Annotated in this window: 19 protein-coding genes, 2 tRNA genes and 2 rRNA genes; 13 read left to right on the forward strand and 10 right to left on the reverse strand. The window is 57.8% G+C overall.

Translation table 11 applies throughout. The features are described 5' to 3' along the window. The first annotated feature begins 74 nt into the window (after nucleotides 1-74). The 9 genes from KQ661_RS09785 to KQ661_RS09825 all read left to right on the forward strand — a co-directional run bounded on the left by KQ661_RS09785 (nucleotide 75) and on the right by KQ661_RS09825 (nucleotide 9,166). A tRNA-Ile gene (locus KQ661_RS09785) sits at nucleotides 75-148 on the forward strand. Between the two features lie 36 nt (nucleotides 149-184). Continuing rightward, nucleotides 185-261: transfer RNA gene (locus KQ661_RS09790), tRNA-Ala, on the forward strand. Nucleotides 262-421: 160 nt separating this feature from the next. Further along, nucleotides 422-3,341: ribosomal RNA gene (locus KQ661_RS09795) — 23S ribosomal RNA — on the forward strand. Nucleotides 3,342-3,461: 120 nt separating this feature from the next. Then, nucleotides 3,462-3,573 (forward strand): 5S ribosomal RNA (gene rrf, locus KQ661_RS09800). A 163-nt stretch (nucleotides 3,574-3,736) separates the two neighbouring features. Beyond that, nucleotides 3,737-5,782, forward strand: coding sequence for a BatA domain-containing protein (locus tag KQ661_RS09805; protein ID WP_216686305.1), 2,046 nt, complete (start codon nucleotides 3,737-3,739; stop codon nucleotides 5,780-5,782). Between the two features lie 77 nt (nucleotides 5,783-5,859). Beyond that, entirely contained in the window at nucleotides 5,860-6,417 is a 558-nt protein-coding gene (locus tag KQ661_RS09810; RefSeq protein ID WP_216686306.1) for a DUF4199 domain-containing protein, read from the forward strand. A 41-nt stretch (nucleotides 6,418-6,458) separates the two neighbouring features. Continuing rightward, nucleotides 6,459-6,983, forward strand: a complete 525-nt coding sequence (locus KQ661_RS09815; protein ID WP_216680454.1) for a DUF4199 domain-containing protein — start codon at nucleotides 6,459-6,461, stop codon at nucleotides 6,981-6,983. Nucleotides 6,984-6,999: 16 nt separating this feature from the next. Further along, a complete protein-coding gene (locus KQ661_RS09820) occupies nucleotides 7,000-7,950 on the forward strand; it encodes a glycosyltransferase family 2 protein (protein WP_168675275.1) in 951 nt (316 codons plus the stop codon). Between the two features lie 82 nt (nucleotides 7,951-8,032). Beyond that, the gene (locus KQ661_RS09825) at nucleotides 8,033-9,166 is read left to right on the forward strand and encodes a glycosyltransferase (RefSeq protein WP_216686307.1); all 1,134 of its coding nucleotides are present in this window, start codon (nucleotides 8,033-8,035) and stop codon (nucleotides 9,164-9,166) included. A gap of 123 nt (nucleotides 9,167-9,289) precedes the next feature. Here KQ661_RS09825 and KQ661_RS09830 read toward each other — a convergent pair whose 3' ends face one another. Genes KQ661_RS09830 through purB form a run of 4 tightly spaced genes read right to left on the reverse strand, consistent with a single transcriptional unit; the run spans nucleotide 9,290 to nucleotide 12,286 of the window. Continuing rightward, entirely contained in the window at nucleotides 9,290-10,387 is a 1,098-nt protein-coding gene (locus tag KQ661_RS09830) for a glycosyltransferase family 9 protein (RefSeq protein ID WP_216686308.1), read from the reverse strand. A 57-nt stretch (nucleotides 10,388-10,444) separates the two neighbouring features. Then, entirely contained in the window at nucleotides 10,445-10,687 is a 243-nt protein-coding gene (locus KQ661_RS09835; RefSeq protein WP_216686309.1) for a hypothetical protein, read from the reverse strand. 53 nt (nucleotides 10,688-10,740) lie between these two features. After that, nucleotides 10,741-10,905 carry a hypothetical protein gene (locus KQ661_RS09840; RefSeq protein WP_216686310.1) on the reverse strand — a complete coding sequence of 55 codons (165 nt, stop codon included), beginning with the start codon at nucleotides 10,903-10,905 and terminating at the stop codon, nucleotides 10,741-10,743. 40 nt (nucleotides 10,906-10,945) lie between these two features. Next, a complete protein-coding gene (gene purB / locus KQ661_RS09845) occupies nucleotides 10,946-12,286 on the reverse strand; it encodes an adenylosuccinate lyase (RefSeq protein ID WP_216686311.1) in 1,341 nt (446 codons plus the stop codon). Nucleotides 12,287-12,428: 142 nt separating this feature from the next. On the opposite strand from purB, the gene KQ661_RS22835 reads away from it, so the two are divergent. Beyond that, a complete protein-coding gene (locus tag KQ661_RS22835; RefSeq protein ID WP_216686312.1) occupies nucleotides 12,429-14,552 on the forward strand; it encodes a transglycosylase domain-containing protein in 2,124 nt (707 codons plus the stop codon). Nucleotides 14,553-14,608: 56 nt separating this feature from the next. On the opposite strand, the gene KQ661_RS09855 is transcribed toward KQ661_RS22835, so the two are convergent. From KQ661_RS09855 to hemG, 3 genes are all read right to left on the reverse strand, one after another. Further along, nucleotides 14,609-15,529 (reverse strand): TerC family protein, encoded by a 921-nt coding sequence (locus KQ661_RS09855; RefSeq protein WP_216686313.1) that lies wholly within the window; start codon nucleotides 15,527-15,529, stop codon nucleotides 14,609-14,611. A 72-nt stretch (nucleotides 15,530-15,601) separates the two neighbouring features. After that, nucleotides 15,602-16,345: a polyprenol monophosphomannose synthase gene (locus KQ661_RS09860; protein WP_216680463.1), complete on the reverse strand. Its 744-nt coding sequence runs from the start codon at nucleotides 16,343-16,345 to the stop codon at nucleotides 15,602-15,604. Nucleotides 16,346-16,477: 132 nt separating this feature from the next. Further along, the gene (gene hemG / locus KQ661_RS09865; RefSeq protein WP_216680464.1) at nucleotides 16,478-17,815 is read right to left on the reverse strand and encodes a protoporphyrinogen oxidase; all 1,338 of its coding nucleotides are present in this window, start codon (nucleotides 17,813-17,815) and stop codon (nucleotides 16,478-16,480) included. Nucleotides 17,816-17,885: 70 nt separating this feature from the next. Between hemG and KQ661_RS09870 the strand changes: the two genes are divergently transcribed. Both KQ661_RS09870 and KQ661_RS09875 read left to right on the forward strand, forming a co-directional pair. Further along, a complete protein-coding gene (locus KQ661_RS09870; RefSeq protein ID WP_216680465.1) occupies nucleotides 17,886-18,404 on the forward strand; it encodes a D-glycero-alpha-D-manno-heptose-1,7-bisphosphate 7-phosphatase in 519 nt (172 codons plus the stop codon). Beyond that, on the forward strand, nucleotides 18,401-18,811 hold the full coding sequence (locus KQ661_RS09875) for a hypothetical protein (RefSeq protein ID WP_216686314.1): 411 nt from the start codon (nucleotides 18,401-18,403) through the stop codon (nucleotides 18,809-18,811). The genes KQ661_RS09870 and KQ661_RS09875 overlap by 4 nt, the downstream gene beginning before the upstream one ends. A gap of 182 nt (nucleotides 18,812-18,993) precedes the next feature. On the opposite strand, the gene KQ661_RS09880 is transcribed toward KQ661_RS09875, so the two are convergent. Then, nucleotides 18,994-19,158 (reverse strand): hypothetical protein, encoded by a 165-nt coding sequence (locus KQ661_RS09880; RefSeq protein ID WP_216686315.1) that lies wholly within the window; start codon nucleotides 19,156-19,158, stop codon nucleotides 18,994-18,996. A 96-nt stretch (nucleotides 19,159-19,254) separates the two neighbouring features. Further along, nucleotides 19,255-20,652 carry a type III PLP-dependent enzyme domain-containing protein gene (locus tag KQ661_RS09885; RefSeq protein ID WP_216680468.1) on the reverse strand — a complete coding sequence of 466 codons (1,398 nt, stop codon included), beginning with the start codon at nucleotides 20,650-20,652 and terminating at the stop codon, nucleotides 19,255-19,257. 321 nt (nucleotides 20,653-20,973) lie between these two features. On the opposite strand from KQ661_RS09885, the gene KQ661_RS09890 reads away from it, so the two are divergent. Next, a complete protein-coding gene (locus tag KQ661_RS09890; protein ID WP_216686316.1) occupies nucleotides 20,974-21,948 on the forward strand; it encodes an arginase in 975 nt (324 codons plus the stop codon). Between the two features lie 36 nt (nucleotides 21,949-21,984). On the opposite strand, the gene KQ661_RS09895 is transcribed toward KQ661_RS09890, so the two are convergent. Continuing rightward, a complete protein-coding gene (locus KQ661_RS09895) occupies nucleotides 21,985-22,347 on the reverse strand; it encodes a winged helix-turn-helix transcriptional regulator (protein WP_216686317.1) in 363 nt (120 codons plus the stop codon). Between the last annotated feature and the right edge of the window lie 126 nt (nucleotides 22,348-22,473).

Here is a 22,473-nt window from a genome sequence, read left to right on the forward strand (position 1 = left end):
TCTTTGTTTATTTCCTCATTCAAATAATTTCTGAATACGGATTCTACGCTTGCCTTCGGGTATCGTCGAAACCCGGGCTTGTAGCTCAGGTGGTTAGAGCGCTACACTGATAATGTAGAGGTCCGTGGTTCGAGTCCACGCAGGCCCACTGTAACTAGCGGGATTGCTGCTGGATACGAAACTCGGGGGATTAGCTCAGCTGGCTAGAGCACCTGCCTTGCACGCAGGGGGTCAACGGTTCGACTCCGTTATTCTCCACCATTATAACATCGAATAAACTCAACAGGAGTCTATTCACTAAGTCATTAAACACAAGGATGACAAACGTTCTTTGACGTAAGGGGTAACAAAAACGAAGCGTAGCGCGCTTGCTCTAGTAATAGAGAAAGCATCTTCTAGTAATAGAAGCAGCGTTTACGAAAAAGAAGTAAGAAAGAGCACACGGGGGATGCCTAGGGTCTCAGAGGCGACGAAGGACGCGATAAGCTGCGATAAGCTGGGGGTAGGGGCACATACCCGATAATCCTCAGATTTCCGAATGGGGCAACCCCTCACATGGAAGATGTGAGAGCTGACCAGCTTGACTGGCGGCGGCAAACGCAGGGAACTGAAACATCTAAGTACCTGCAGGAAAAGAAAATAACAATGATTCCCCAAGTAGTGGCGAGCGAACGGGGAGGAGCCCAAACCGGGTTGGTTACGGCCAATCCGGGGTTGTAGGACCACAACATCTGATTGAATCGAGTTAGCTGAAGCCGTTGGGAAACGGCACCATAGACGGTGAGAGTCCGGTAAGCGACAATTCTGATTCACGGTAGTGGGATCCTGAGTAGGGCGGGGCCGGAGAAACCCCGTCTGAATCGAGCGGCACCATCCGCTAAGGCTACATACTCCTGAGACACCGATAGTGAACTAGTACCGTGAGGGAAAGGTGAAAAGAACCGGGAATACCGGAGTGAAAAGAACCTGAAACCGTGTGCTTACAAGCAGTTAGAGGGATTTAGTGTCCTGATAGCGTGCCTTTTGCATAATGAGCCTACGAGTTACTCCTCCCCGGCAAGGTTAAGCGCTTTAAGGCGCGGAGCCGCAGCGAAAGCGAGTCTGAATAGGGCGTGCAGTCGGGGGGGGTAGACGCGAAACTTTGTGAGCTACCCTTGAGCAGGTTGAAGGTGCGGTAACACGCACTGGAGGACCGAACCAGTTTCCGTTGAAAAGGATTTGGATGACTTGAGGGTAGGGGTGAAAGGCCAATCAAACTGAGAAATAGCTCGTACTCCCCGAAATGTATTGAGGTACAGCGTCGTGGTTGAGGTCATTGGAGGTAGAGCTACCAATAGGACTAGGGGGTGTCAGAGCCTACCGAATCCTGATGAACTCCGAATGCCAATGGCTATACACGGCAGTGAGGCCTGGGGTGCTAAGGTCCCCGGCCGAGAGGGAAAGAACCCAGACCAACAGCTAAGGTCCCTAAATCTAGATTAAGTTGAACAAAGGAGGTCCACTTGCTTTGACAGCCAGGAGGTTGGCTTGGAAGCAGCCATTCCTTTAAAGAGTGCGTAACAGCTCACTGGTCGAGCGAGCGGGCGTCGATAATACGCGGGCATCAAATCTAGTACCGAAGCTTTGGATGTGATGTGCAAGACCATCACGTGGTAGGGGAGCATTCTCCTTGCGGTGAAGGCGTGTCGTCAGGCATGTTGGAGCGTGGAGAAAAGCATATGTAGGCATGAGTAACGATAATGCGGGTGAGAAACCCGCACGCCGATAGACTAAGGTTTCCAATTCAACGCTAATCGGAATTGGGTTAGTCGGGACCTAAGGGGAAGCCGAAAGGTGCACTCGATGGACAGCAGGTTAATATTCCTGTACTAATGGTAGCAAGTGATGCAGTGACGCAGAAGTGAAAGCACCGCGGGCGGACGGAAGTGCCCGTTGAAGGCCGTAGGTATTGGGACCGTAGTTAAGTACGCGGACCTAGCCGAAAGCTGATAGTACCGTACGACCTTCGGGTCACGCGGATAGTGTGCCTAATCGGACTGCCAAGAAAACCTGCTAAGCGTTTTAATGCTATTATTACCCGTACCGCAAACCGACACAGGTAGTCAAGGAGAGTATCCTGAGGCGCTCGAGTGAATCACGGCCAAGGAACTCGGCAAAATGGACCTGTAACTTCGGGAGAAGGGTCGCTTCCTCGTTGCAAGACGAGAAGCCGCAGTGAAAAGGCCCAGGCGACTGTTTAACAAAAACACATGACTTTGCTAACGCGCAAGCGGACGTATAAGGTCTGACACCTGCCCGGTGCCGGAAGGTTAAGAGGGGAACTTAGTCGCAAGGCGAAGGTTTGAATCGAAGCCCCGGTAAACGGCGGCCGTAACTATAACGGTCCTAAGGTAGCGAAATTCCTTGTCGGGTAAGTTCCGACCTGCACGAATGGTGTAACGATCTGGGCGCTGTCTCAGCCGTGAGCTCGGTGAAATTGTAGTCTCGGTGAAGATGCCGAGTACCCGCCACGGGACGGAAAGACCCCGTGCACCTTTACTATAGGTTGCCATTGGTGTTGGGTTCGGCATGTGTAGCATAGGCGGGAGGCGCTGAGCCGGGGACGCTAGTTCTCGGGGAGCCAACGTTGAAATACCGCCCTTGCCGTGCCTGATGCCTAATCCCGGAATACCGGGAGACAGTGGCTGCTGGGTAGTTTGACTGGGGTGGTCGCCTCCAAAAGAGTATCGGAGGCTTTCAAAGGTCCACTCAGTACGCTTGGTAACCGTACGCAGAGCGCAATAGCATAAGTGGGCTTGACTGTGAGGCCGACTAGCCGAGCAGGGTCGAAAGACGGATATAGTGATCCGGTGGTTCCGCATGGAAGGGCCATCGCTCAAAGGATAAAAGGTACGCCGGGGATAACAGGCTGATCTCCCCCAAGAGCTCATATCGACGGGGAGGTTTGGCACCTCGATGTCGGCTCGTCACGTCCTGGGGCTGGAGAAGGTCCCAAGGGTTCGGCTGTTCGCCGATTAAAGTGGCACGCGAGCTGGGTTCAGAACGTCGTGAGACAGTTCGGTCCCTATCTGTGGTGGGCGTTGGAAATTTGACAGGACCTGTCCTTAGTACGAGAGGACCGGGATGGACCAGCCGCTGGTGCGCCGGTTGTACCGCCAGGTGCAGCGCCGGGTAGCTACGCTGGGACGAGATAAGCGCTGAAAGCATCTAAGTGCGAAACTCACCTGGAGATGAGATTTCCCAATGGAAGGCCCGTCGGAGATGACGACGTTGATAGGCGGCAGGTGAAAAACTAGAAATAGAATAGCTGAGCCGTACTAAGTGGCCGAGGGCTTCTTTTCATCCGCGAGGATGGCGTCGAGCGCGCACAATACGTTTCGTTTTTGTCCCCTTATGTCGAGTTATTGAGGAGTGTGTTCCTGCGCAAGCAGGGCAATAGAACACGCACACTCCCCGCCAGCAATGGTGGCTTTAGCCCGGGTGTTCACCTCTTCCCATTCCGAACAGAGTCGTTAAGCCCCGGTGCGCCTATGGTACTGCCTTCACCGGTGGGAGAGTCGGTCGCCGCCAACCTTACAACAGGAAATCCTCTTGGATGCTTTCACCAGCAACCAAGAGGATTTTTGCTGTCTGCCCCGTACTTGGTTCTCATGTATGCTTTTTGAGTTAAATTGTCATATTTGTAAATCGTCGCTGGCTACTTATCAACCTGCTGTAATAATTTCTTCTCCAACAGATGCGCTTGTTATATCCTTGGTTTTTGTTGGGCTTGTTCGCTGTTGCGGTACCCGTTGTCATACACCTATTGCAGTTGAGGCGGCCGCGGCGAGTGCTGTTTACTAACACAGCCGTGATTAGACAGGTCGAACTTTTATCGACACGTCATCGGAAGGTGCAACAATGGCTTATTTTGCTCGCTCGGGTGGCAGCGGTGGCAGCTTTGGTGCTCGTTTTTTGTCAGCCGTTTATTCCGGCTATGGATGAGAGGAGTATTAGCGGAGTTGATGTGGTGGTAGATAACTCTTTTAGTATGCAATTGTCTGATGCTGAATCTGGCTCATTGTTGGATAAAGCTGTGGGTGAAGCTCGGCGGATAGGCAATGAAGCAGGAAATCAGTTGCGACTATTGAATGCAGGACCGGGTTTATTATCTAAGGCTGCTTATGATAATAAGTTGGATGAACTTCGTCCTACTTCGAAAGCGGTTTTTGTTAATAAGTATGTTGTTGGGAATGGATTCGGAAGTGGTAGCTCGACCTACTTATTTTCCGACTTTCAGAAGACGGCATTTTCGGTTGGTATGCTTAATAAGCTGGCTACTGATGGAGAAATAATACTTGTGCCATTGAGTGGACGGGAAATGGGTAATATTTATGTAGATAGTATATGGGTTGATGATGCTTTTTTGCGGATGCACACTAACGTGGCGATGCATATTCGACTGCGGAATGGTGGACGGGCAGCGATTTCCGATTGTCCGGTAAAAGTGTTTTTGGGGAATCGGCAAGTGGCGGCGTTTCGGGTGACGGTGGGAGCGGGGCAGGCAGTGGCATCGGTTGTGCAGGTGCAACTTGCGGATGAACAACTGGCTTTGGGGCGGGTGGTTACTGAGGATGTGCCAGTGATGTTTGACAATACGTTCTACTTTACGTTGCGGCCGGCGGCGGTTATTCGTGTGCTGGAAATTGGGGGGGAACCGATGGCGCGCCAGGTATATGATAATGAGCCGCTGTTTAATTATAGCTTTACCAAAGTGCAGAACATCGATTATGGGATGCTGAGACAGGCTAATCTGGTGTTGCTGAGTGAAGTGGATAGGCTGGATGCCGGTTTGCGCGATGCATTGCGAGGTGTAGTGAAGCGTGGTGGGAGTGTGGTATTGGTGCCGACGGCTCATACGACTGCACGGCAATCGTATGAGCAGCTGTTTCGGGATTTGGGACTGGGAACGGTGCAATGGGAAGATGCCAGGGCAACGCCAGAACTACGCGAAGTCACAATGCCTAATGTGAGGGAACCGTTCTTTAGAGATGTATTTGGGGCACAGTCACGGACGGTGACCATGCCACGGGTGGCACCCGTATTGCGGTGGTCGCGGACGGGAATGGACATTTTGCGATTGCGGGATGGGGAGAGCTATCTGGCAAATTTTACAAGTGGAGCAGGACAGGTGTATGTGTTTTCGGCACCATTTGCCAAGGAATATTCGGATTTTACTGCACAAGCTCTGTTTGTGCCGGTGATGTATAGAATGGCCATGCTCAGCTACAAAAGTGAGCAGCTGCCGGCATATAAGTTGACGCAAGAGGCGGTGAGCTTGCACCTGCCGGCCGCAGCTGGAAGGATGGGTGGGCCGGCAGATGCCACGAACTTGAAACTAGTGAAGGATAGTCTGACCTTGATTCCGGGGCAGCGGGTGGTGGGCCAGGAAGTCCGGTTGGATTTGCCGGTGGGCATGAATGAGGCGGGATTCTACCAGGTGCATCGGCAGGGTAAAGTGTTGACTACCTTGGCATTCAATCAAGACCGGCGCGAATCGGAACTAGCGGCGTATTCGGCAGAGGAGCTGCGGCAACTGGTGGGACCGAACCGGCCCAACGTGCGTGTAGTAGAGGCGGGAAATGCTGGTGCGGGCCTGGCAAAGTTTCGGGATGAGCGAACGGGTACTCCGCTGTGGCGGTACTTTTTGGCCTTGGCGCTGCTGGCGCTGTTGGCAGAAGCTTTGCTGGTGCGATTTGGCAAGCGGGCCACTGCTACACAGCGGATGGCGGTGGCTGGCTGATTGAGGGGCCGTAGCTGTAAAGCTCGGGCAATGGGGCTGCGGGCCGTATCTTGCCACTTTAATTTGCTGCGCGATTTATGGCTAATGCTTCTGAAAACCTAAACACGACCGCGCCCAACGAGGAAGCGGGGCTGGTGCTCCGGCTGGCGATGCGGTTTGGCGTAGGCGTGGGGCTGGCTTGTGCGCTGTGGATGGTTGGCTTGCAACTGGCGGGCAGCAATGGCTTTGGGCCAAAACAACTGCTGGCGCAGCTGCTGGTACCGTTGGCAGCCGTAGCGAGTGAATGGATGCTGCGGCGCAGACTACAGCCAAACCGGCCTGGCCTGGGCCGCTCGCTGGGCGTAGGAACCCTCACGGTGCTGATTGCAGCGCTGATTTCGGCAAGTAGTTTGGTTGGGCTGGCGCACGGGGCGGGTGAGCCGGCACTGGCCCGGCACCGGGCTGAGGTGCTGGAAATTGTGCGCGCTCAGCAGCGCGAAAACCCGAAGGCGCAGCTGAGTGAAAAGGCGCAGCAACAGCAGGTACGTAATGTAGCCAACCTGAACATTGGCGATATGGCCATCAGTAATTTTACGCAGGTGCTTTTGCTGGGCTTTGTGCTGGCAATTCCGGCGGGGATTTTTCTGCGGGAATAATTATTCCGGTTACCTTTCGGCTCATTCTAACCCAAAGACCAATGGAAACAAATGCTACTCCGGTAACTCCTACTTCGGTGGGCTTGCGCTACGGCCTGCTGACAGGGCTGGTGAGCGTCATCTTTTCGTTTATTCTGTTCGTTACCCACGCCGACCAGTCGCCGGCGCGGTGGCTGGGGCTGGTTGTACTGATTGGAGCCATGGTGATGGCACATAATACGTATAAGCAGGCCAATGGAGGCTTCATGAATTACTCGGAAGGGCTTGGAATTGGCGCGTTTATGAGCGGCGTTTCAGGGGTGATTTCGACGATGTTCAGCGTCGCATATATGAAGTTTATCGACCCGGAGTATATGAGCCGCATGACAGACACGGCCCGTGCTAACATGGAGGCAAAGGGTGGCATGACGGATGAGCAGATTGACCAAGGCATTGTGATGATGCAAAAATTTAGTACCACGGGCTGGATGGTGCTATTTGGTGTAGTGGGGTCGGTGCTGGGCGGGCTGCTGATTGCCCTTATTGTGTCGGCATTTACGAAACATTCCAAGCCTGAATTTGAATAAGTCGGATGCTTTTCCGGTGGAAATTTCCATCGTGATTCCCCTGCTGAACGAAGCAGAATCGTTGCCTGAACTCACGCGCTGGATTGCGCGGGTATTGGTAGCGCGCGGATTGACCTATGAGGTTATCCTGATTGATGATGGCTCGACGGATGATTCCTGGGCTGTGATTGAAGCATTGGCCGTGGACGATGCCACTTTGCGGGGCATTCGTTTCAACCGTAACTATGGCAAATCGGCGGCGTTGAACGTGGGGTTTGAGGCGGCGCGGGGGCGGGTGGTGTGCACCATGGACGCCGACCTGCAGGACTCGCCCGAAGAGTTGCCGGAACTGTACCGCATGATTACGGAGGATAAATTTGACCTGGTGAGCGGCTGGAAACAGAAGCGGTTCGACCCGCTGTCGAAAACAATTCCGACGAAATTATTTAACGGTGCTACGCGGTGGATTTCGGGTATTCAGCTGCACGATTTTAACTGTGGGCTGAAATCTTACGACTCGCGGGTGGTGAAGAGTATTGAGGTGTATGGCGAAATGCATCGCTACATTCCGGTGATTGCGAAATGGAACGGATTTCGCAAGATTGGCGAGAAGGTGGTGCAACACCAGGAGCGCAAATACGGCGTAACTAAATTCGGCCTGGAGCGCTTCATTTTCGGGTTTCTGGATTTGATGAGCATCACGTTTGTGGGGCGGTTTCGGCGGGCACCGATGCATTTTTTTGGTACGCTGGGAACGTTGTCTTTTTTGCTCGGCCTGCTGATTACGCTGTGGCTGACGGGCGAGAAGGTGTGGCTGTCGCTGCACAATCTGAAGGCGCGGCAGGTGACGGAACAGCCATTATTTTTTATGGCTTTGACGGCGGTAATTGTGGGTGTACTGCTATTTGTGGCAGGATTCCTGGGCGAAATGATTCAGCTGAACGGACCGAAACGCGATGATTACCTGGTACGGGAAAGACTGAAGTAATTCAGTTAACATTTATCAATTAACAGCTGTGTAATTAGCTGAATAAAAATTGTCGAATGTTAATTGATAAATGCTGGATAAAATGAAAGTTGTGATAATTGGGCCGGCTTACCCTTTGCGCGGCGGGTTGGCGACGTATAACGAGCGGCTGGCACGGGCATTTCGGGAGGCTGGCGATGAGGTGCGGATTGTGACGTTTTCGCTGCAATACCCGAATTTCTTATTTCCGGGCCAGACGCAATTCAGTACCGAGGCGGGACCGGCGGATTTGGATATTGAGGTCAGCTTGAACTCGGTGAACCCGCTGTCGTGGGTGCGGGTGGGACGGGAATTGCGGGCGGAGCGGCCAGATTTGGTGATTTTTCGGTTCTGGCTGCCCTTTATGGGGCCGGCGCTGGGCACGGTGGCGCGGCTGGTGCGTGGCAACGGGCACACTCGCGTGGTGGCCATCACCGACAACGTGATTCCGCATGAGAAGCGGCCGGGCGATGGGCCGCTGACCCGCTATTTCCTGAGCGCCTGCGATGGATTTGTGACCATGAGCCGCAGCGTGCTCAAGGACTTGCAGAACCTGGGCTTCGGGCGGAAGCCGGCGCTGTACCGGCCGCATCCACTGTACGATAATTTCGGGCCGCTGAAATTGAAAAGCGAGGCGTTGGCGGCGCTGAAACTGCCGGGTACGACGGGGTATCTGTTGTTTTTCGGGTTTATCCGAGCGTATAAGGGGCTGGATATTATGCTGGAGGCGATGGCAGATAAGCGAATTGCCGAATTGCCGATTAAATTAATTATTGCGGGCGAGTTTTACGAAGACGCCGCGCCGTATGAAGAATTAATCCGGCGCTATAAATTAGAAGACCGGATTATTCGGGCGACGGATTTTATTCCTAATGAAAAAGTGGTGGATTATTTCTGCGCCGCCGATTTAATTGTGCAGCCGTATAAAAATGCAACGCAAAGCGGGGTGTCGCAAATAGCGTATCATTTTGAGCGGCCCATGCTGGTGACGGATGTGGGCGGGCTGGCCGAATTAATTCCCGATGGCGTGGTGGGCTACGTGGTGCCGCCCACGCCCGGCGCAATTGCCGATGCGGTAGTGAATTTTTATGCGGAGAACCACGAAGCTGCCTTTGAGGTGGGCGTGCGGGAGCAGAAAAAGCAGTTTTCGTGGCCGCTGATGGTGGCGGCACTGAAGGAAGTGGCGTATTTGCGGTAAGCTCTGGCTTGCCGTATTGGAGTGGCAAGTACTGGGGCAGAAGTAACCGTATTCGAGTCGGGCCTGCTGGTCGGACCGGAGCATACGCTTACTTCTGCACTGGTACTTACGGTGAGCTAAAGCTTACCGCACGACGCTTTCGCGTACGGCTTGCAATACTTTTTCGGCCGGTAAGTCTTCCATGCAGCTGGTGCCCAACTGGCAGCTGCCCCGGTAGAAGCACACGCAGGCTTTGTTGGGCTGCACGATTTGGCCGCGGCCGTAAAGGTCGAATTCGTGGGGGTTGAAGATGTTGTTCATCAGAATGGTGGGCTTGCGCAGGGCGATGCTGATGTGCATGCCCATGGTTACCTGCGTCACGACGCCGTCCATCTGATTCATCAGGTTGATGAACTGGGGAAGGGGGAAAGTGCCGGGGTAGGCCGCGCCGGTGGCGGCGTGCAGCTCGCGGTTGCGGGTGTCTTCGGCCTCGCCGCCCAGCAAAACCGGGGTGTAGCCGGCGGCTTGCAGGTCGTGGATGAGCTCAATCCACTTGGCGGTGCTCCAGAGGCGGGTGGTCCAGCGGTCGCCGCAGCCGGTGTTTAGGCCGATGCGGGGGCGGGCGGCGGGCAGGGTGCTCCAGTCGTAGCCTCTGTCGTCGTGGGTGTCGAAAACGTATTCTTCGCCCCGGAAATCGAAGCCGCAGAGCTCGAAAATTTCCTGCACATAGGGTTTGGTATTGGCTTGGCTGATTTGGTCGAAGATGCCGGTGAGGTACTTGTGCTCGGCCAATTGGTTCACGGGCCAGGCCACGCCGTCGTGGGGGCGCAGGGCGTAGCCAAATTTCTCTTTGGCCTGGATGGTGTTGAGCAGGGCGCACGCTTCCTTCTCTTTGTCGAGGTTGATGACAACATCGAACTCGCGGGCCTGAAGCTGCAGGGCGCTGGCAAAATCGAACTTCAAAATCTCCTCAATCTCGGCTTGGGGCAGGATGGCGGGTGTGAGCGTGAGCCAGGTAATGGCGCAGCCGGGCCGTTCCTGGCGCAGGCGGCGCAGCAGCGGCGTGGTCCGGATAACGTCGCCGATGGCCCCAAGCTTGATGATGAGGATGCGCTGCGTGACGGGCGAATACACCGAGCAGCCTTCGCAGACGTAGCTGTGGGTTTTGTTGGGGCGGCAGGGCAGGTCGCCGCGAAAATGGCGGCAGTCGGGGTGAACAACGGTATCGGAGAGCTGGGGCACGGGGCGGGGAGCGGGTGAAGGAACAAAAATAGCAGGCAACCCCGCGTCCGCACGGTTTTATCGGGCTACATCGAACCGCCCGTTGGTAATGGTTTTCACCAGAGGGCTGCTTAGGCCGCCGGAATAATTGTACGCCGTGAACGAAAAGCTACCCGCAACTCGTACGGCAGTTAGGGTGCTAATGGTGACCGTGCCGGTACTGGCCAGATAGCTGACTGTAGCCGTGCCGCCGTGTACGATGTAATCGGCGGCCACCACGCTAGTGCTATTGATGGCAAAGCTACCCAACTGGGCGGGCATGCCCAGATGAAGGGTAGTTGTGTTGGGGGCGGTGTCCGTCGAGCCAATGATGTCTATGTGGTGCTGGCTGCCGCTACCTGCGGGGCCGGGTCGGTGGCGGCGGTACCGTCGGCGGTCCAGCTCATGCCGGTAGTGGCTTGCGGGTCGTCTTTTTTGGAGGAGCAGGCAGCCAAGGCGGCAACGGTGAGCACGGCAGCGGCTACGCGAAGAGGGTGCAATTGGGGATACCTCATGAAGCGAAAGAAATAGTCATAAGATTTACCGCCCCACGTAGCTATGCGGCGTGATGCCGCGCAGCTCCGCTTTCACGCTTTCGCTCACGTCCAGCCCATCGATAAAACCCCCGATGCTGGCGGCTGAAATGGCCTCGCCCGTGCGGGTGAGGGCTTTGAGCGCGTTGTAGGGGTCGGGGTAGGCTTCGCGGCGGAGGATGGTCTGGATGCCTTCGGCCACCACGGCCCAGTTGGCTTCGAGGTCTTTCTGTAGGGCCGACTCATCGAGGGCTAGCTTGCCCAGGCCGCGCTGCAAGGCCCCCAGCGCGATGAGGATGTGGCCGAGCGGCACGCCCAGGTTGCGCAGTACCGTGGAGTCGGTGAGGTCGCGCTGGAGGCGGGAGATGGGCAGCTTGGCGGCGAAGTGCTCCAGCAATGCGTTGGCCACGCCGAAGTTGCCCTCCGCATTCTCGAAGTCGATGGGGTTCACCTTATGCGGCATAGCCGAGGAGCCCACCTCGCCGGCCTTAATAGTTTGCTTGAAATAGCCGAGTGAGATGTACTGCCAAACGTCGCGGGCCAGGTCGAGCAATATCGTGTTCAGGCGTTTGAGGGCGTCGCAGTGGGCCGCGAGGTGGTCGTAGTGCTCAATTTGGGTGGTGGGGAAGGAGCGGCTGAGGCCCAGCCGGTCGTTCACGAAGGTGGCGGCGAAGGCATGCCAGTCGGTGCCGGGGTAGGCTACGTAGTGCGCGTTGAAGTTGCCGGTGGCTCCGCCAAACTTCGCCCCGAAGGGTATCTGGGCCAGTAGCGCGACCTGGGCATCGAGCCGGGCCACGAACACCTCAATCTCCTTGCCCAGCCGCGTGGGCGAGGCGGGCTGGCCGTGGGTGCGGGCCAGCATGGGCACGGCGGCCCACTCCTGAGCGCGGGCAGCCAGGACGTTGCGTACTTCAGCATAGGCTGGCAGCAGCACACTCATCAGCGCATCGCGGAAGCTGAGCGGGATGGCCGTGTTGTTGATGTCCTGCGACGTGAGGCCGAAGTGGATAAACTCGATAAAATTGCCCAGGCCGAGCCGGGTAAATTCCTCGCGCAGCCAGTATTCCACGGCTTTCACGTCGTGGTTCGTCACGGCCTCGTGGGCTTTGATGGCCTCCGCATTGGCTTCGGTGAAATTCTCGTAGAGGCTGCGCAACGGCGCGAAAGCCTCCGCTGGCACGCCCGCGAGCTGCGGCAGGGGCAACTCGGCCAGGGCGATGAAATATTCGACTTCGACCAGCACGCGGTAGCGTATCAGGGCCATTTCGGAGAAGCGCGGGGCCAGGGGGGCGGTGGCGCGGGCGTAGCGCCCATCGAGGGGCGAGAGGGCAGTGAGGGGGCTGGGCATAGAACAAAAGTACGGCCTGAATGAACGGGATAGAACGAAAAAAGAAGGGGAGTTGGCTACTCCGGGCTCCGCTTGCGTATTTCCTCTACTTTCGTTGTTCTTACCTTTGGCGTTGGCGAAGCCGACCACCTTACTGATTTCCGTGCGCATATCCCCCTCCACCAAACGTCTTATTATTGGCATTGCCAGCAGCCTGGTGGCGGTGCTGCTACTGGCTTTTGCTGTGTTTCAGTGGAAGCGCCAGCAGCTGCTGGAGTATGCCTTGAAAGAGGTTAAGGCCAAAGTTGAGCGCAAGTACCCGGTAATTCTCACGTTGGGGCCGGCCCGGTTCGTGGGCTTCAAAACCGTCGCAATACAGGGCATGAGCCTGGTGCCCCGGGCCACGCCCACCGATACGCTCCTGACGGCCAAGCGCCTGCAGGCCAGCCTGAGCGTGCGCTCGCTGTTTGCCGGCCGGCCGGTATTCAGCGGGCTCGAAATCATGACGGCCCGCCTCACGGCCCGCAAAACGGCCACTTCCGACAATTTCGGGTTCCTGGCCAAAAAGCAGCCGGTCAGCACCGTGCCGCGCGATACCACCAAGGGCACCAACTACGGCCTGCTGCTGAACCGCGCCCTCGAAGCAAGCTTTGATAACGTGCCCGGCGAGGCCGATTTCAAGAATTTCTACGTGAGCTACGTCAGTCCGCACCACACGGCGCTGCTGCGCCTGCCGGAGCTGCTTATTAAGGACGGTGATATTTCGGGTCGCCTCACGGCTACCATCGATTCGGTGTCGAACGAGCTGGGCATCAGCGGGCACATCGAGCCCAGCGACTATGCCCTCACGGCGCGGGTATTTGGGGTGGGCGGCTCGGTGCAGCTGCCCTACGTGCCCCGCCGCTTCGGCGCGCTGGTGAGCTTCGACACGGTGCAGGTGCGGCTCGACAGCAAGGATTTCGATAACGACGACACGGGCGGCCGCCTCACGGTGCGCGGCTCGCTGGCGGCGCGGGGCTTCAGCCTCTATCATCCCAAGCTAGCTTCCAATGAGATTGAGGTGAAGCGCGGCTCGCTGGATTTTGTGGCCACGCTGGGCCGCGGCACCATCGCGCTGGAAAAAGGCAGCCAGATTACGGTCAATAAGCTGGTGCTGTACCCCGAAATCAGCGTGCGGATGAAGCCCAGCCGCGCCGTGAGCATCCGCGTGACTTCGGCCGAAACCCAGGCCAACGACTTTTTCTCGTCGCTGCCCACCGGCATTTTCGACGAAGTGCGCGGCACCACCGGTACCGGCACGCTCACCTACCACCTCAACACCAGCCTCGACATGGCCCAGGTGGACAGCCTGAAGTTCGATTCGGGCCTGCGGGGTAATAATTTCCACCTCATCAGCTTCGGCGAGGAAGACCTGAATAAGCTGAACGCGGCCTTCCAGTACACGGCCTACAACGATAAGGGCGACTCGCTGCGCACCTTCGCCGTGGGCCCGCCCAACCCGGACTTCGTGCCCTACAACGACGTGTCGCCCTACCTCATCCACGCCATTACTACGGCCGAGGACCCGCGCTTTTTCTCGCACCGCGGCTTTATGGAGCAGGCGTTTGTGAAGTCGGCCATCCAGAACATTAAGGAGCGGCGCTTTGCGCGGGGCGGCAGCACCATTTCAATGCAGCTCGTGAAAAACGTGTTTCTGAGCCGCCAGAAAACGGTGGGCCGCAAGGCCGAAGAAGCGTTGATTGTGTGGCTGCTCGAAAACGCCCACCTTGCCAGCAAGCAGCGCATGTTTGAGGTGTACCTCAACATCATCGAGTGGGGTCCCAGCAAGTACCGCTGGCCCAGCGGCAAGCGCGGCGTGTACGGCGTGAAGGACGCGGCGCTGTTCTACTACGGCAAGCGGCCCGATGAGCTCAGCCTGCCCGAGAGCCTGTACCTGGCCAGTATCATTCCCAAGCCCAAGTACGCCCGGTACTCGTTTGATGCCTACGGCGACCTGCGCCGTAGCACGCGCTACTTCTTCCGCCTCATTGCCGATATCATGGCCACCCGGGGTCTTATTACCGGCAACGACCGCGAAAACCTGCCCTATTCGCTGCACCTCGGTGGTCCGGCCCGCCAGTATATGGCCTTCGCCGCCCGCCCCGATACCACCCGCGCCACCGTTCAGGCCGATTCGAGCCAGTTTGAGCCCCTCAACCTGATTGACCTGCTGAATACCGGCGTCACCCCCGATGCGGGCGTGAACACCAATGTGCCGGATGCCGAGCCGGCCAAAGCCCCGAAGTAGGGCGCATAATAAACAGAACGGCCGGCTGAGCGTAGGGAAGCCTGCCGTTCTGTTGCTCACTGCTCGTGCTTCGGCCACATCAGCGAGGCCACTACGCTCATCACCAGCAGCCCGCCTACTACGCCCAGCGCCACGGGCATGGGAATGGTTATTACGCTTTCGAGCAGAATCTTGGCCCCGATGAATACCAGAATCAGCGATAGGCCGTAGTGCAGGTGGTGAAACAGGCGCATCATGCTGGCCAGCGCGAAGTACATGGCGCGCAGCCCCAGCAGGGTAAACACGTTGGACGTGAAGACGATGAACGTGTTGCGCGTGATGGCTAAGATGGCCGGGATGGAATCGGCCGCGAACACCACGTCGGTGGTTTCTACCATCACCAGCACTACGAAAAGGGGCGTGGCAAAGCGCAGGCCATTCTTTCGGACAAAGAATTTGCCGCCTTCCAGCTGCCGTGTGATGGGCAGGTGGCGGCTCAGGAAGCGGACCACGGGGTTGTTTTCGGGGTCGATTTCGGGGTCGCTGCTGCTCCTGCCCATCCGGATGCCCGTGTACACGAGGAACGCGCCGAGCGGGTACATCAGGAAATGGAACCGGGCCAGCAGCGCCGCCCCGGCCAGAATGAACACCGCCCGCAGCAGCAGCGCCCCTAGCACCCCCCAGAACAGGATGCGGTGCTGGTATTGCACCGGAACCTTAAAGTAGTTGAAAATGAGCAGGAAAACGAAGAGGTTGTCCACACTCAGGGCCTTTTCCACGAGGTAGCCCGTGAGCCATTGCAGGCCCGCCTGGTGGCCCATGGTGCGGTACACCAGCAGGTTGAAGCTCAGTGACAGGACTACCCAGAACGCGCTCCAGCCCAGGGCTTCGCGCAGCTTTATCTCGTGCGCCTGGCGGTTGAAAACCAACAGGTCGAGCAACAGCAGTGCTACCACGAATACCGTGAAGGCCAACCAGAACAGGGGCGTATTTTCCATGCGTATGGTAAGATACGCCGGGGCGGGTGGCTGGTTAGCGCCAGGGCGGGCGGCCGGGTAAAAGGCTTGCCCTTAGCGGGTGCCCACCCGCTTTAGCGGGTGCAGCCAGCTGCTGATTTTCATCTGCAACACGCCGAAGAAGGCTTCCTGCACAATGCCCTTCGACATCTTGGAGGTGCCCCGGGTGCGGTCGGTGAAGATGATGGGCACTTCCTTGATGCGGAAGCCCAGCTGGTAGGCCAGCCACTTCATCTCAATCTGGAAGGCGTAGCCTACGAAGTGAATGTTGGCCAGGTCGATAGCCCGCAGTACCCGCGCCGTGTAGCACTTAAAGCCTGCCGTGGCATCGCTGATGGGCATGCCGGTTATCAGGCGCACGTACCAGGAGGCGAAGTACGACATCAGCACCCGCGACATGGGCCAGTTCACCACGTTCACGCCCTGAATGTAGCGCGAGCCAATGGCCATATCGTGGCCCTCTATGGCGCAGGTGTCGTGCAGGCGGAGCAGGTCCTCGGGGTTGTGCGAGAAGTCGGCATCCATCTCAAAAATATACTCGTAGCCATGGGCCAGGGCCCAGTGGAAGCCGTGCAGATAGGCCGTGCCCAGGCCCTGCTTGCCGCCGCGCACCTCCAGAAACAGACGGCCCGGAAACACGATTTGCAGCCCGCGTACGATGGCGGCCGTGCCATCGGGCGAGTTATCATCGACAATGAGCACATCGAAAGCCCGTGGCAACGACATCACCTTGCGGATAATCAGCTCCACATTTTCGTGCTCGTTGTAGGTAGGAATCAGGACGAGGCCTTCGCTCATGGAATTCAAATTGACCCCAAAGATAGGGTTTAGAGGCCCGAAGCTGCATGGCCGCAACGGCTACTCGCTACGATTAGGCTTGCCACCGCAGGCAAATAGGCCGGTGGGTGACAGCCGCCGGGCTAAAACAGGTTAATGTTCAGCCGCTAAAAGTGCTGCCCGCACCCGCGCCTGGCGAATGCAGTCTGGTACGCTCACGCCCACGCGCCAGTTAGCTACGGCCACGATGTGTTCGGCTTCGAGGGCGTCGGCGGCGCGGTGGGCGTCGATGATGCGCGCATCGAACTGCGGGATGCTGCGCGGCCACGCATAGCGCCCCTGCCAGTGCGGCGCGCCCGTGATGCCGTAAAACCTGCTCAGCTCGGCGTGGACGGCGGTTTTTTGGGCTTCCTCGGGCTGATTGGCGGCGGCTTCGTACTGCGCGCCGCCCACGAAGGTGGTGAAGAGCACCTGGCCGGCCGGCATCCGCTGCGGGTAGATGCTGCTGGTCCAGATGGAACCGGCGGCGTAGGGGCCCTCTACTTTGGGGTGCAGCGCCCCAAAGCCGTTGAGCGGGTGCGCCACGGCGGCGCGGTCGTAGGCCGAGAACACGGCCGTCATGGGCGGGTAGTGGACGGCGGCCAGCGCAGCGGCGGCCTGCGGAAACAACGATTCCAGCAGCGGCGCGGCGGCGTAGGTGGGCAGCGCCAGGGCCAGATGGGTGTAGCCGGGCGCGGCCTCCAGGCCCTGCGGCCCCTTCAGCTCCAACTGGTAGGTGCCATCGGCGGCGCGCGAAATGGCCGTGACGGCTGTGTCTGGTTGGTAGTTGGTGAGCTTGGCCGCCAGGGTATCGGGAATGGTTTGGATGCCGTTTTTGAGGGTGATGATGCGGCGGCGGCCCGCGCCTTTGCCGCCCTTCATCAGCCCGCGCAGCACCGAGCCGTGCTGTTGCTCTAGGGCCGTGAGCTGGGGGAAGGTTTTGTTGATGAGCAGCTGCTCGGGGTCGCCGGCGTAGATGCCGGCCATGAAGGGGTTCACGGCGTAGTCCAGGATTTCGGGGCCAAAGCGGCGGCGAAAAAAGTGGGCCACGGTTTCCTGCTCATCAATGGGGGCGGCGGGCTGGCGGAATTCTTTCAGGAGCTGCCACTTGGCTTTCAGGCTGAAAAAGCCGTTGGTGAGCAGGGTCGGGGGCGAGCCGGGCAGCACCTGGTAGCGGCCGTCGCGCAGCACGTAGCGCTGCTGGCTCACGGCGGCGGCGTCCTCAATCTGGTCGGTGAGGTTGAGGTCGGCGAGCAGTTCTTCCAGCTCGGGGCTTAGTTGAAGGGAATTGGGGCCGGTTTCGAGCAGGTAGCCTTCGGGGGTGGCCCAGCTGCGCAGGTTGCCGCCGGGGCGAGCGTCGGCCTCGAAGAGGTCGTAGGTCACGCCGGCTTTTTGCAGGTACCAGGCGAGGGTGAGGCCGCTGATGCCGCCGCCGATGATGGCAATTTTCATAAAGTCGTTGCGCAAATGAGCATGTAAAGTTAGCTTCGCTGTCCTTCGGGTTGCCCGTAGCTTTGCTGCAATGACAACAAAAAACAAAGCCGTTTTTCTGGACCGCGACGGCGTGCTGAACAAGGAAATGGGTACCTACGTCTGGGAGCCCGAAAAATTCATCATCTGCCCCGGCGTGCCCGAAAGCTTGGCCCGTCTCAAAGCCGCTGGCTACCACCTCATAGTAGTCACCAACCAGGCCGGAATCGCTAAAAAGCTTTACACCGCCACCGAAGTCCGCGCCTGCCACGCCAAGCTGCAAGCCGCCTGCGGCGGCATCATCGACGCGCTGTATTTCAGCGATGCGCACCCCAGTGTAAGCGAATCCATCCTGCGCAAGCCTGGCTCGGCCATGCTGGAAAAGGCCGTGGCGCGGTTTAAACTTGATGTGGCGCAGTGCTGGATAGTGGGCGACCGACTGCGTGATATGCAGGCTGGGGCCAACATCGGTGTGCGCGGGGTACTGGTAGGGGAGCAGGAAAACGCGGAAGGGTTTGCGCCACACGTTGCCGACCTGCGGGCGGCTACGTCAGTTATCTTAGGACAATGAGCAAGGAAGAAAAGCCGGGTTGGATAGCCAAAAACCGCAATACCGTGTTCTTGATGGTATGCGTCATCATCGGGCAGCTGATTTTTTATTTTAACACCACCGCCAACAGCAAGCGCGAAATTGAACGCTACAAAGCCCTGCAGCTAGCCGGCCGCGTGGATAAAATCCTGTCTAATTCCCGGGGCATTCAAAAGGTGAGGCTGGCTACCGGCGAAACCCCGGCGCTGGGCCTGACGGCTGCCGGTCAGCAATACATTCATGTCGGCGATTCGGTGGTGAAGACGGCGGGCAGCGACAGTATCACCTTGTACCGTCGGTTTCCGGCTTATACCGAGGTGTCGGTTTTCGGGCCGAACGCGGCCGATGACACGGGGCTTATCAGGCGGTACCAAATCAAAAAGCCATAGAAGATTCTTTCAACGTCATGCCGAGCGCAGGCGAGGCATCTTGCTCGGGGTAGTAATCAAGGCCATCAGACGATTGAGTTACTGATGCACGCGAGATGCCTCGGCTGCGTTCGGCATGACGTAATAAAAAAGGCCGGCTTCCCACGCGGGAAGCCGGCCTTTTTACCTCAAATTCAAAAGCACTACTGGCGCGCCGCGGGCGTAGCCGTGCTGGCCGTACTGGCCGTGATGGGCGAGGAAACGCGGTTGGCTTCCTTGGTGCTGCTGTAGGCGGGGCACTTCTGGCGGTTGCAGGCGCCCAGGGAGAGGGCCGCAAAGCCGGCGGCGAGCAGAACGTACTTTTTCATAATAATATAAAAACGGGTGAGGGGTTGCGGGGTTGGGCTTCAAAGATAAGCAGCCAGCCTAATATATCGCTGCAATTCCCTAACGCTAAAATTGAATTATTCGTACCCGAGGATGCGCATCATGCTGCTGGCTTCCTGCTGGGGCGCAAACACGATATCGGTGAGGGTGCCATCGGCGGCGCGGTCGAGGATGATGTGCTGGGGGGCGGGGATGAGGCAGTGCTTGATGCCGCCGTAGCCGCTGAGGCTCTCCTGATACGCGCCGGTGTGGAAGAAGCCGACGTAGAGCGGCTGCGCATCGGCGGGCTTGCGTTCGGGCAGGAAAGTCTGGTAGATGTGCTTCTCGGAGTTGTAGTAGTCCTGCGAGTCGCAGGTGAGGCCGCCGAGCTGAATTTTCTTGTAAGACTTCTCCCAGCCGTTGAGGGCCAGCATGATGAAGCGCTGGTTGAGGGCCCAGGTGTCGGGTAGGTTGGTGATGAACGAGCCGTCAATCATGTACCAGAGCTCCTTGTCGTTCTGCAGTTTCTCGTCGAGAATGCTGTAAATCGTGGCCCCGCTTTCGCCCACCGTGAATATGCCGAACTCGGTGAAAATGTTGGGCTCGGGCACGCCTTCCTGGGCGCAGATGCGCTGGATGGTGCGCAGGATTTCAGCCACCATGTAGGGGTAGTCGTAGTCGGGCTGGATGCTGGTTTGGATGGGCAGGCCGCCGCCGATGTCGATGGAATTGAGGGTGGGGCACACCTTGCGCAGCTCGCAGTACTTGTGCACGAAGCGGCTCAGTTCGGACCAGTAATAGGACGTGTCCTTGATGCCCGTGCTGATGAAGTAGTGCAGCATGGTGAGCGTGAAGCGTGGGTCGTCCTTGATGCGCTGCTCGTAGATGGGGATGGCGTCGGCGTAGCGGATGCCCAGGCGCGAGGTGTAGAACTGGAAGCGCGGCTCTTCGTCGGAGGCCAGGCGCATGCCCAGGTTCACGTTTTCGCGCACGTGGTCGTGGTAGTATTCGATTTCGTTGGGCGAATCGATGATGGGCATGCAGTTCACGAACCCGTCGTTGATGAGGTCGGCGATTTCCTTCTTGTAAGCCTCAGGTTTAAAGCCGTTGCAGATGATGTGCTTCTGTTTATCAACCTTGCCCTGGGCGTGCAGGTTGCGGATGATGCTGATGTCGAACCACGACGAGGTTTCGAGGTCAACGTCGTTTTTCAACGCCTCTTCGAGTACGAAGCGGAAGTGCGACGACTTGGTGCAGTAGGCGTAGGAATAGGTGCCGGTGTAGCCGGTTTCGGCGATGCCGTCGGCAAACCATTGCTTGGCCCGCTGAATCTGGGAGGTGATTTTGGGTAGGTAGGTGAGGCGCATCGGGGTACCGTACTTTTCCACGAGGGCCATCAGGTCGATATCGTGGAAGCGCAGCTTGTGGTCCTGAACGGTAAAGTCGGCCGTGGGAAAATCGAAGGTTTGAGAGATGAGGTCGTGGTACGTATCCATTCGGGTTTTGAAAACGGCGAAAAAGCCCGACCTTTGCGGCGGGCCGTACAAAAGTACCGCCGGGGTCAGGATAACGGCTGGGAACCGATTGTTGTTCTCCCGCTACCCGGCCTCGCATCGTGACGATGGAATATTAGCGACTTGGCTACGGCAGATTCTTCTACCGCAAGGCAGCGTTTTAATTAATTTTGAATTAAGAATTAACAATTAAGAATTAGCAGTTGCTGCCCTGGGTGCTCTCCTAATTTTTAATTCTTAATTGTTAATTCTTAATTCAAAAAACGGTGCCGCCAACCTGCTTACTCAAATTCCCACCCTCCGATGAAACGCATTAAATTACTGGAAGTCCGCTCCGAGCTGGGGGCGGGTACCCGCGGGGCCGGCATGGGCCCCGACGCCCTGCGCGTGGCCTGCCACAACAAAGGTTCCGACTATTTCCGGCGCTTCAACACGGTGGTGGTGCCCGATTTGAACCACGTGTTGTTCGACAAAACGCCCTTCCCGTTCGCCAAGCACATCGACGCCATTTATACCGTGCAGAAGGGCATTGCCGCCGCCGTGGAGCAGACGCTGCGCTTCGGCGAGTTCCCGCTGGTGCTGGCCGGCGACCACAGCAGCGCCAACGCCACCATTGCCGGCATCAAGGCTGCGTACCCGACCAAAACGCTGGGCGTAATCTGGATTGATGCCCACGCCGACCTGCACTCGCCCTACACCACGCCGAGCGGCAATGTGCACGGCATGCCCCTGGCCGCCGCCCTGGGCGTGGATAACCTGGCCCACCAGCGCAACATCCCCGACGCGGAAACGGAATTCTTTTGGCGGCGGCTGCAAAACCTGGGCGAGCCCGGCCCCAAGCTGCTGCCCGAGCACCTGGTGTACGTGGTGGTGCGCGACACCGAGGAGCAGGAAGACGCCCTCATCGAAGAGTTGGGCATCAAGTGGATTCGGCTGCCCGAAATAAAGGAAAAAGGCTCGCGCCGCCTCACCCGCGAGATTTACGAGCACCTGCGCTTCTGCGACATGGTGTACATTTCCTTCGATGTCGATAGCCTCGATTCGAGCTTCAGCATGGGCACCGGCACGCCCGTGGAGGACGGCCTCTACCTCTCCGAAGCCGAAAACCTTTGCCAGGACCTGCTGGAAAACGAGCGGGTGGTGTGCTTCGAGATGGTCGAAATAAACCCCACGCTGGACAATGGAAATACGATGGCGAAGAATGCCTTCAACATTCTGGAAAAGGCGACGGATGCCATTGAGCGCCGGCTGCGGCTGGAGGAAGTGGTGAGCAGGTAACGGCGTGGCCGTGAGGACGCACCGCCGCCCGGTAGCTCAGGCCGCCGATGGGGCCGGTGCCACGTCCGCAGGGTAGTTGCGCGTATAGTGCATGGCACCCCAGGCATAGAGCGCGTCGAGCACGGGCTGCAAGGTTTGGCCGTAGTCGCTCAGGCGGTACTCGACCCGTGGGGGTACTTCGGCATACACCTGCCGCAGGATGATGCCGTCCTTTTCCAGCTCCTTTAGCTGCTGGGTGAGCACCTTCTGCGACACGCCCACGGCCCGCTGCAGCTCGCCGAAGCGCATGGTGCGGTCGCGCAGGTGCAGCAGGATGCTTGTCTTCCACTTGCCGCCCACCATCGCCACGCTGGCCCCAATGGCGCAATTCCAGATTTTCTTCGAGACAGAGGGTTCCATAAGCGGTTGGTTATCAGCAATAGTATCTGGGAGGAAACAGCCTGACAAAAAGGTGCCTACTTGACAAATGTACTCCAATGGGCGCACCTTTGCAGCGTTATTCCCACGGGCCAGGTGCCCCGGCCC

Source organism: Hymenobacter siberiensis, assembly GCF_018967845.1.
Lineage (GTDB): Bacteria > Bacteroidota > Bacteroidia > Cytophagales > Hymenobacteraceae > Hymenobacter > Hymenobacter siberiensis.

Bases quoted from the DNA above. Each gene is read 5' to 3' on its own strand.
- KQ661_RS09805 (WP_216686305.1), top strand. From the start codon at position 3,737: ATGCGCTTGTTATATCCTTGGTTTTTGTTGGGCTTGTTCGCTGTTGCG.
- KQ661_RS09810 (WP_216686306.1), top strand. From the start codon at position 5,860: ATGGCTAATGCTTCTGAAAACCTAAACACGACCGCGCCCAACGAGGAA.
- KQ661_RS09815 (WP_216680454.1), top strand. From the start codon at position 6,459: ATGGAAACAAATGCTACTCCGGTAACTCCTACTTCGGTGGGCTTGCGC.
- KQ661_RS09825 (WP_216686307.1), top strand. From the start codon at position 8,033: ATGAAAGTTGTGATAATTGGGCCGGCTTACCCTTTGCGCGGCGGGTTG.
- KQ661_RS09835 (WP_216686309.1), bottom strand. From the start codon at position 10,687: ATGCCCGCCCAGTTGGGTAGCTTTGCCATCAATAGCACTAGCGTGGTG.
- purB (WP_216686311.1), bottom strand. From the start codon at position 12,286: ATGCCCAGCCCCCTCACTGCCCTCTCGCCCCTCGATGGGCGCTACGCC.
- KQ661_RS09855 (WP_216686313.1), bottom strand. From the start codon at position 15,529: ATGGAAAATACGCCCCTGTTCTGGTTGGCCTTCACGGTATTCGTGGTA.
- KQ661_RS09860 (WP_216680463.1), bottom strand. From the start codon at position 16,345: ATGAGCGAAGGCCTCGTCCTGATTCCTACCTACAACGAGCACGAAAAT.
- hemG (WP_216680464.1), bottom strand. From the start codon at position 17,815: ATGAAAATTGCCATCATCGGCGGCGGCATCAGCGGCCTCACCCTCGCC.
- KQ661_RS09870 (WP_216680465.1), top strand. From the start codon at position 17,886: ATGACAACAAAAAACAAAGCCGTTTTTCTGGACCGCGACGGCGTGCTG.
- KQ661_RS09875 (WP_216686314.1), top strand. From the start codon at position 18,401: ATGAGCAAGGAAGAAAAGCCGGGTTGGATAGCCAAAAACCGCAATACC.
- KQ661_RS09880 (WP_216686315.1), bottom strand. From the start codon at position 19,158: ATGAAAAAGTACGTTCTGCTCGCCGCCGGCTTTGCGGCCCTCTCCCTG.
- KQ661_RS09885 (WP_216680468.1), bottom strand. From the start codon at position 20,652: ATGGATACGTACCACGACCTCATCTCTCAAACCTTCGATTTTCCCACG.
- KQ661_RS09890 (WP_216686316.1), top strand. From the start codon at position 20,974: ATGAAACGCATTAAATTACTGGAAGTCCGCTCCGAGCTGGGGGCGGGT.
- KQ661_RS09895 (WP_216686317.1), bottom strand. From the start codon at position 22,347: ATGGAACCCTCTGTCTCGAAGAAAATCTGGAATTGCGCCATTGGGGCC.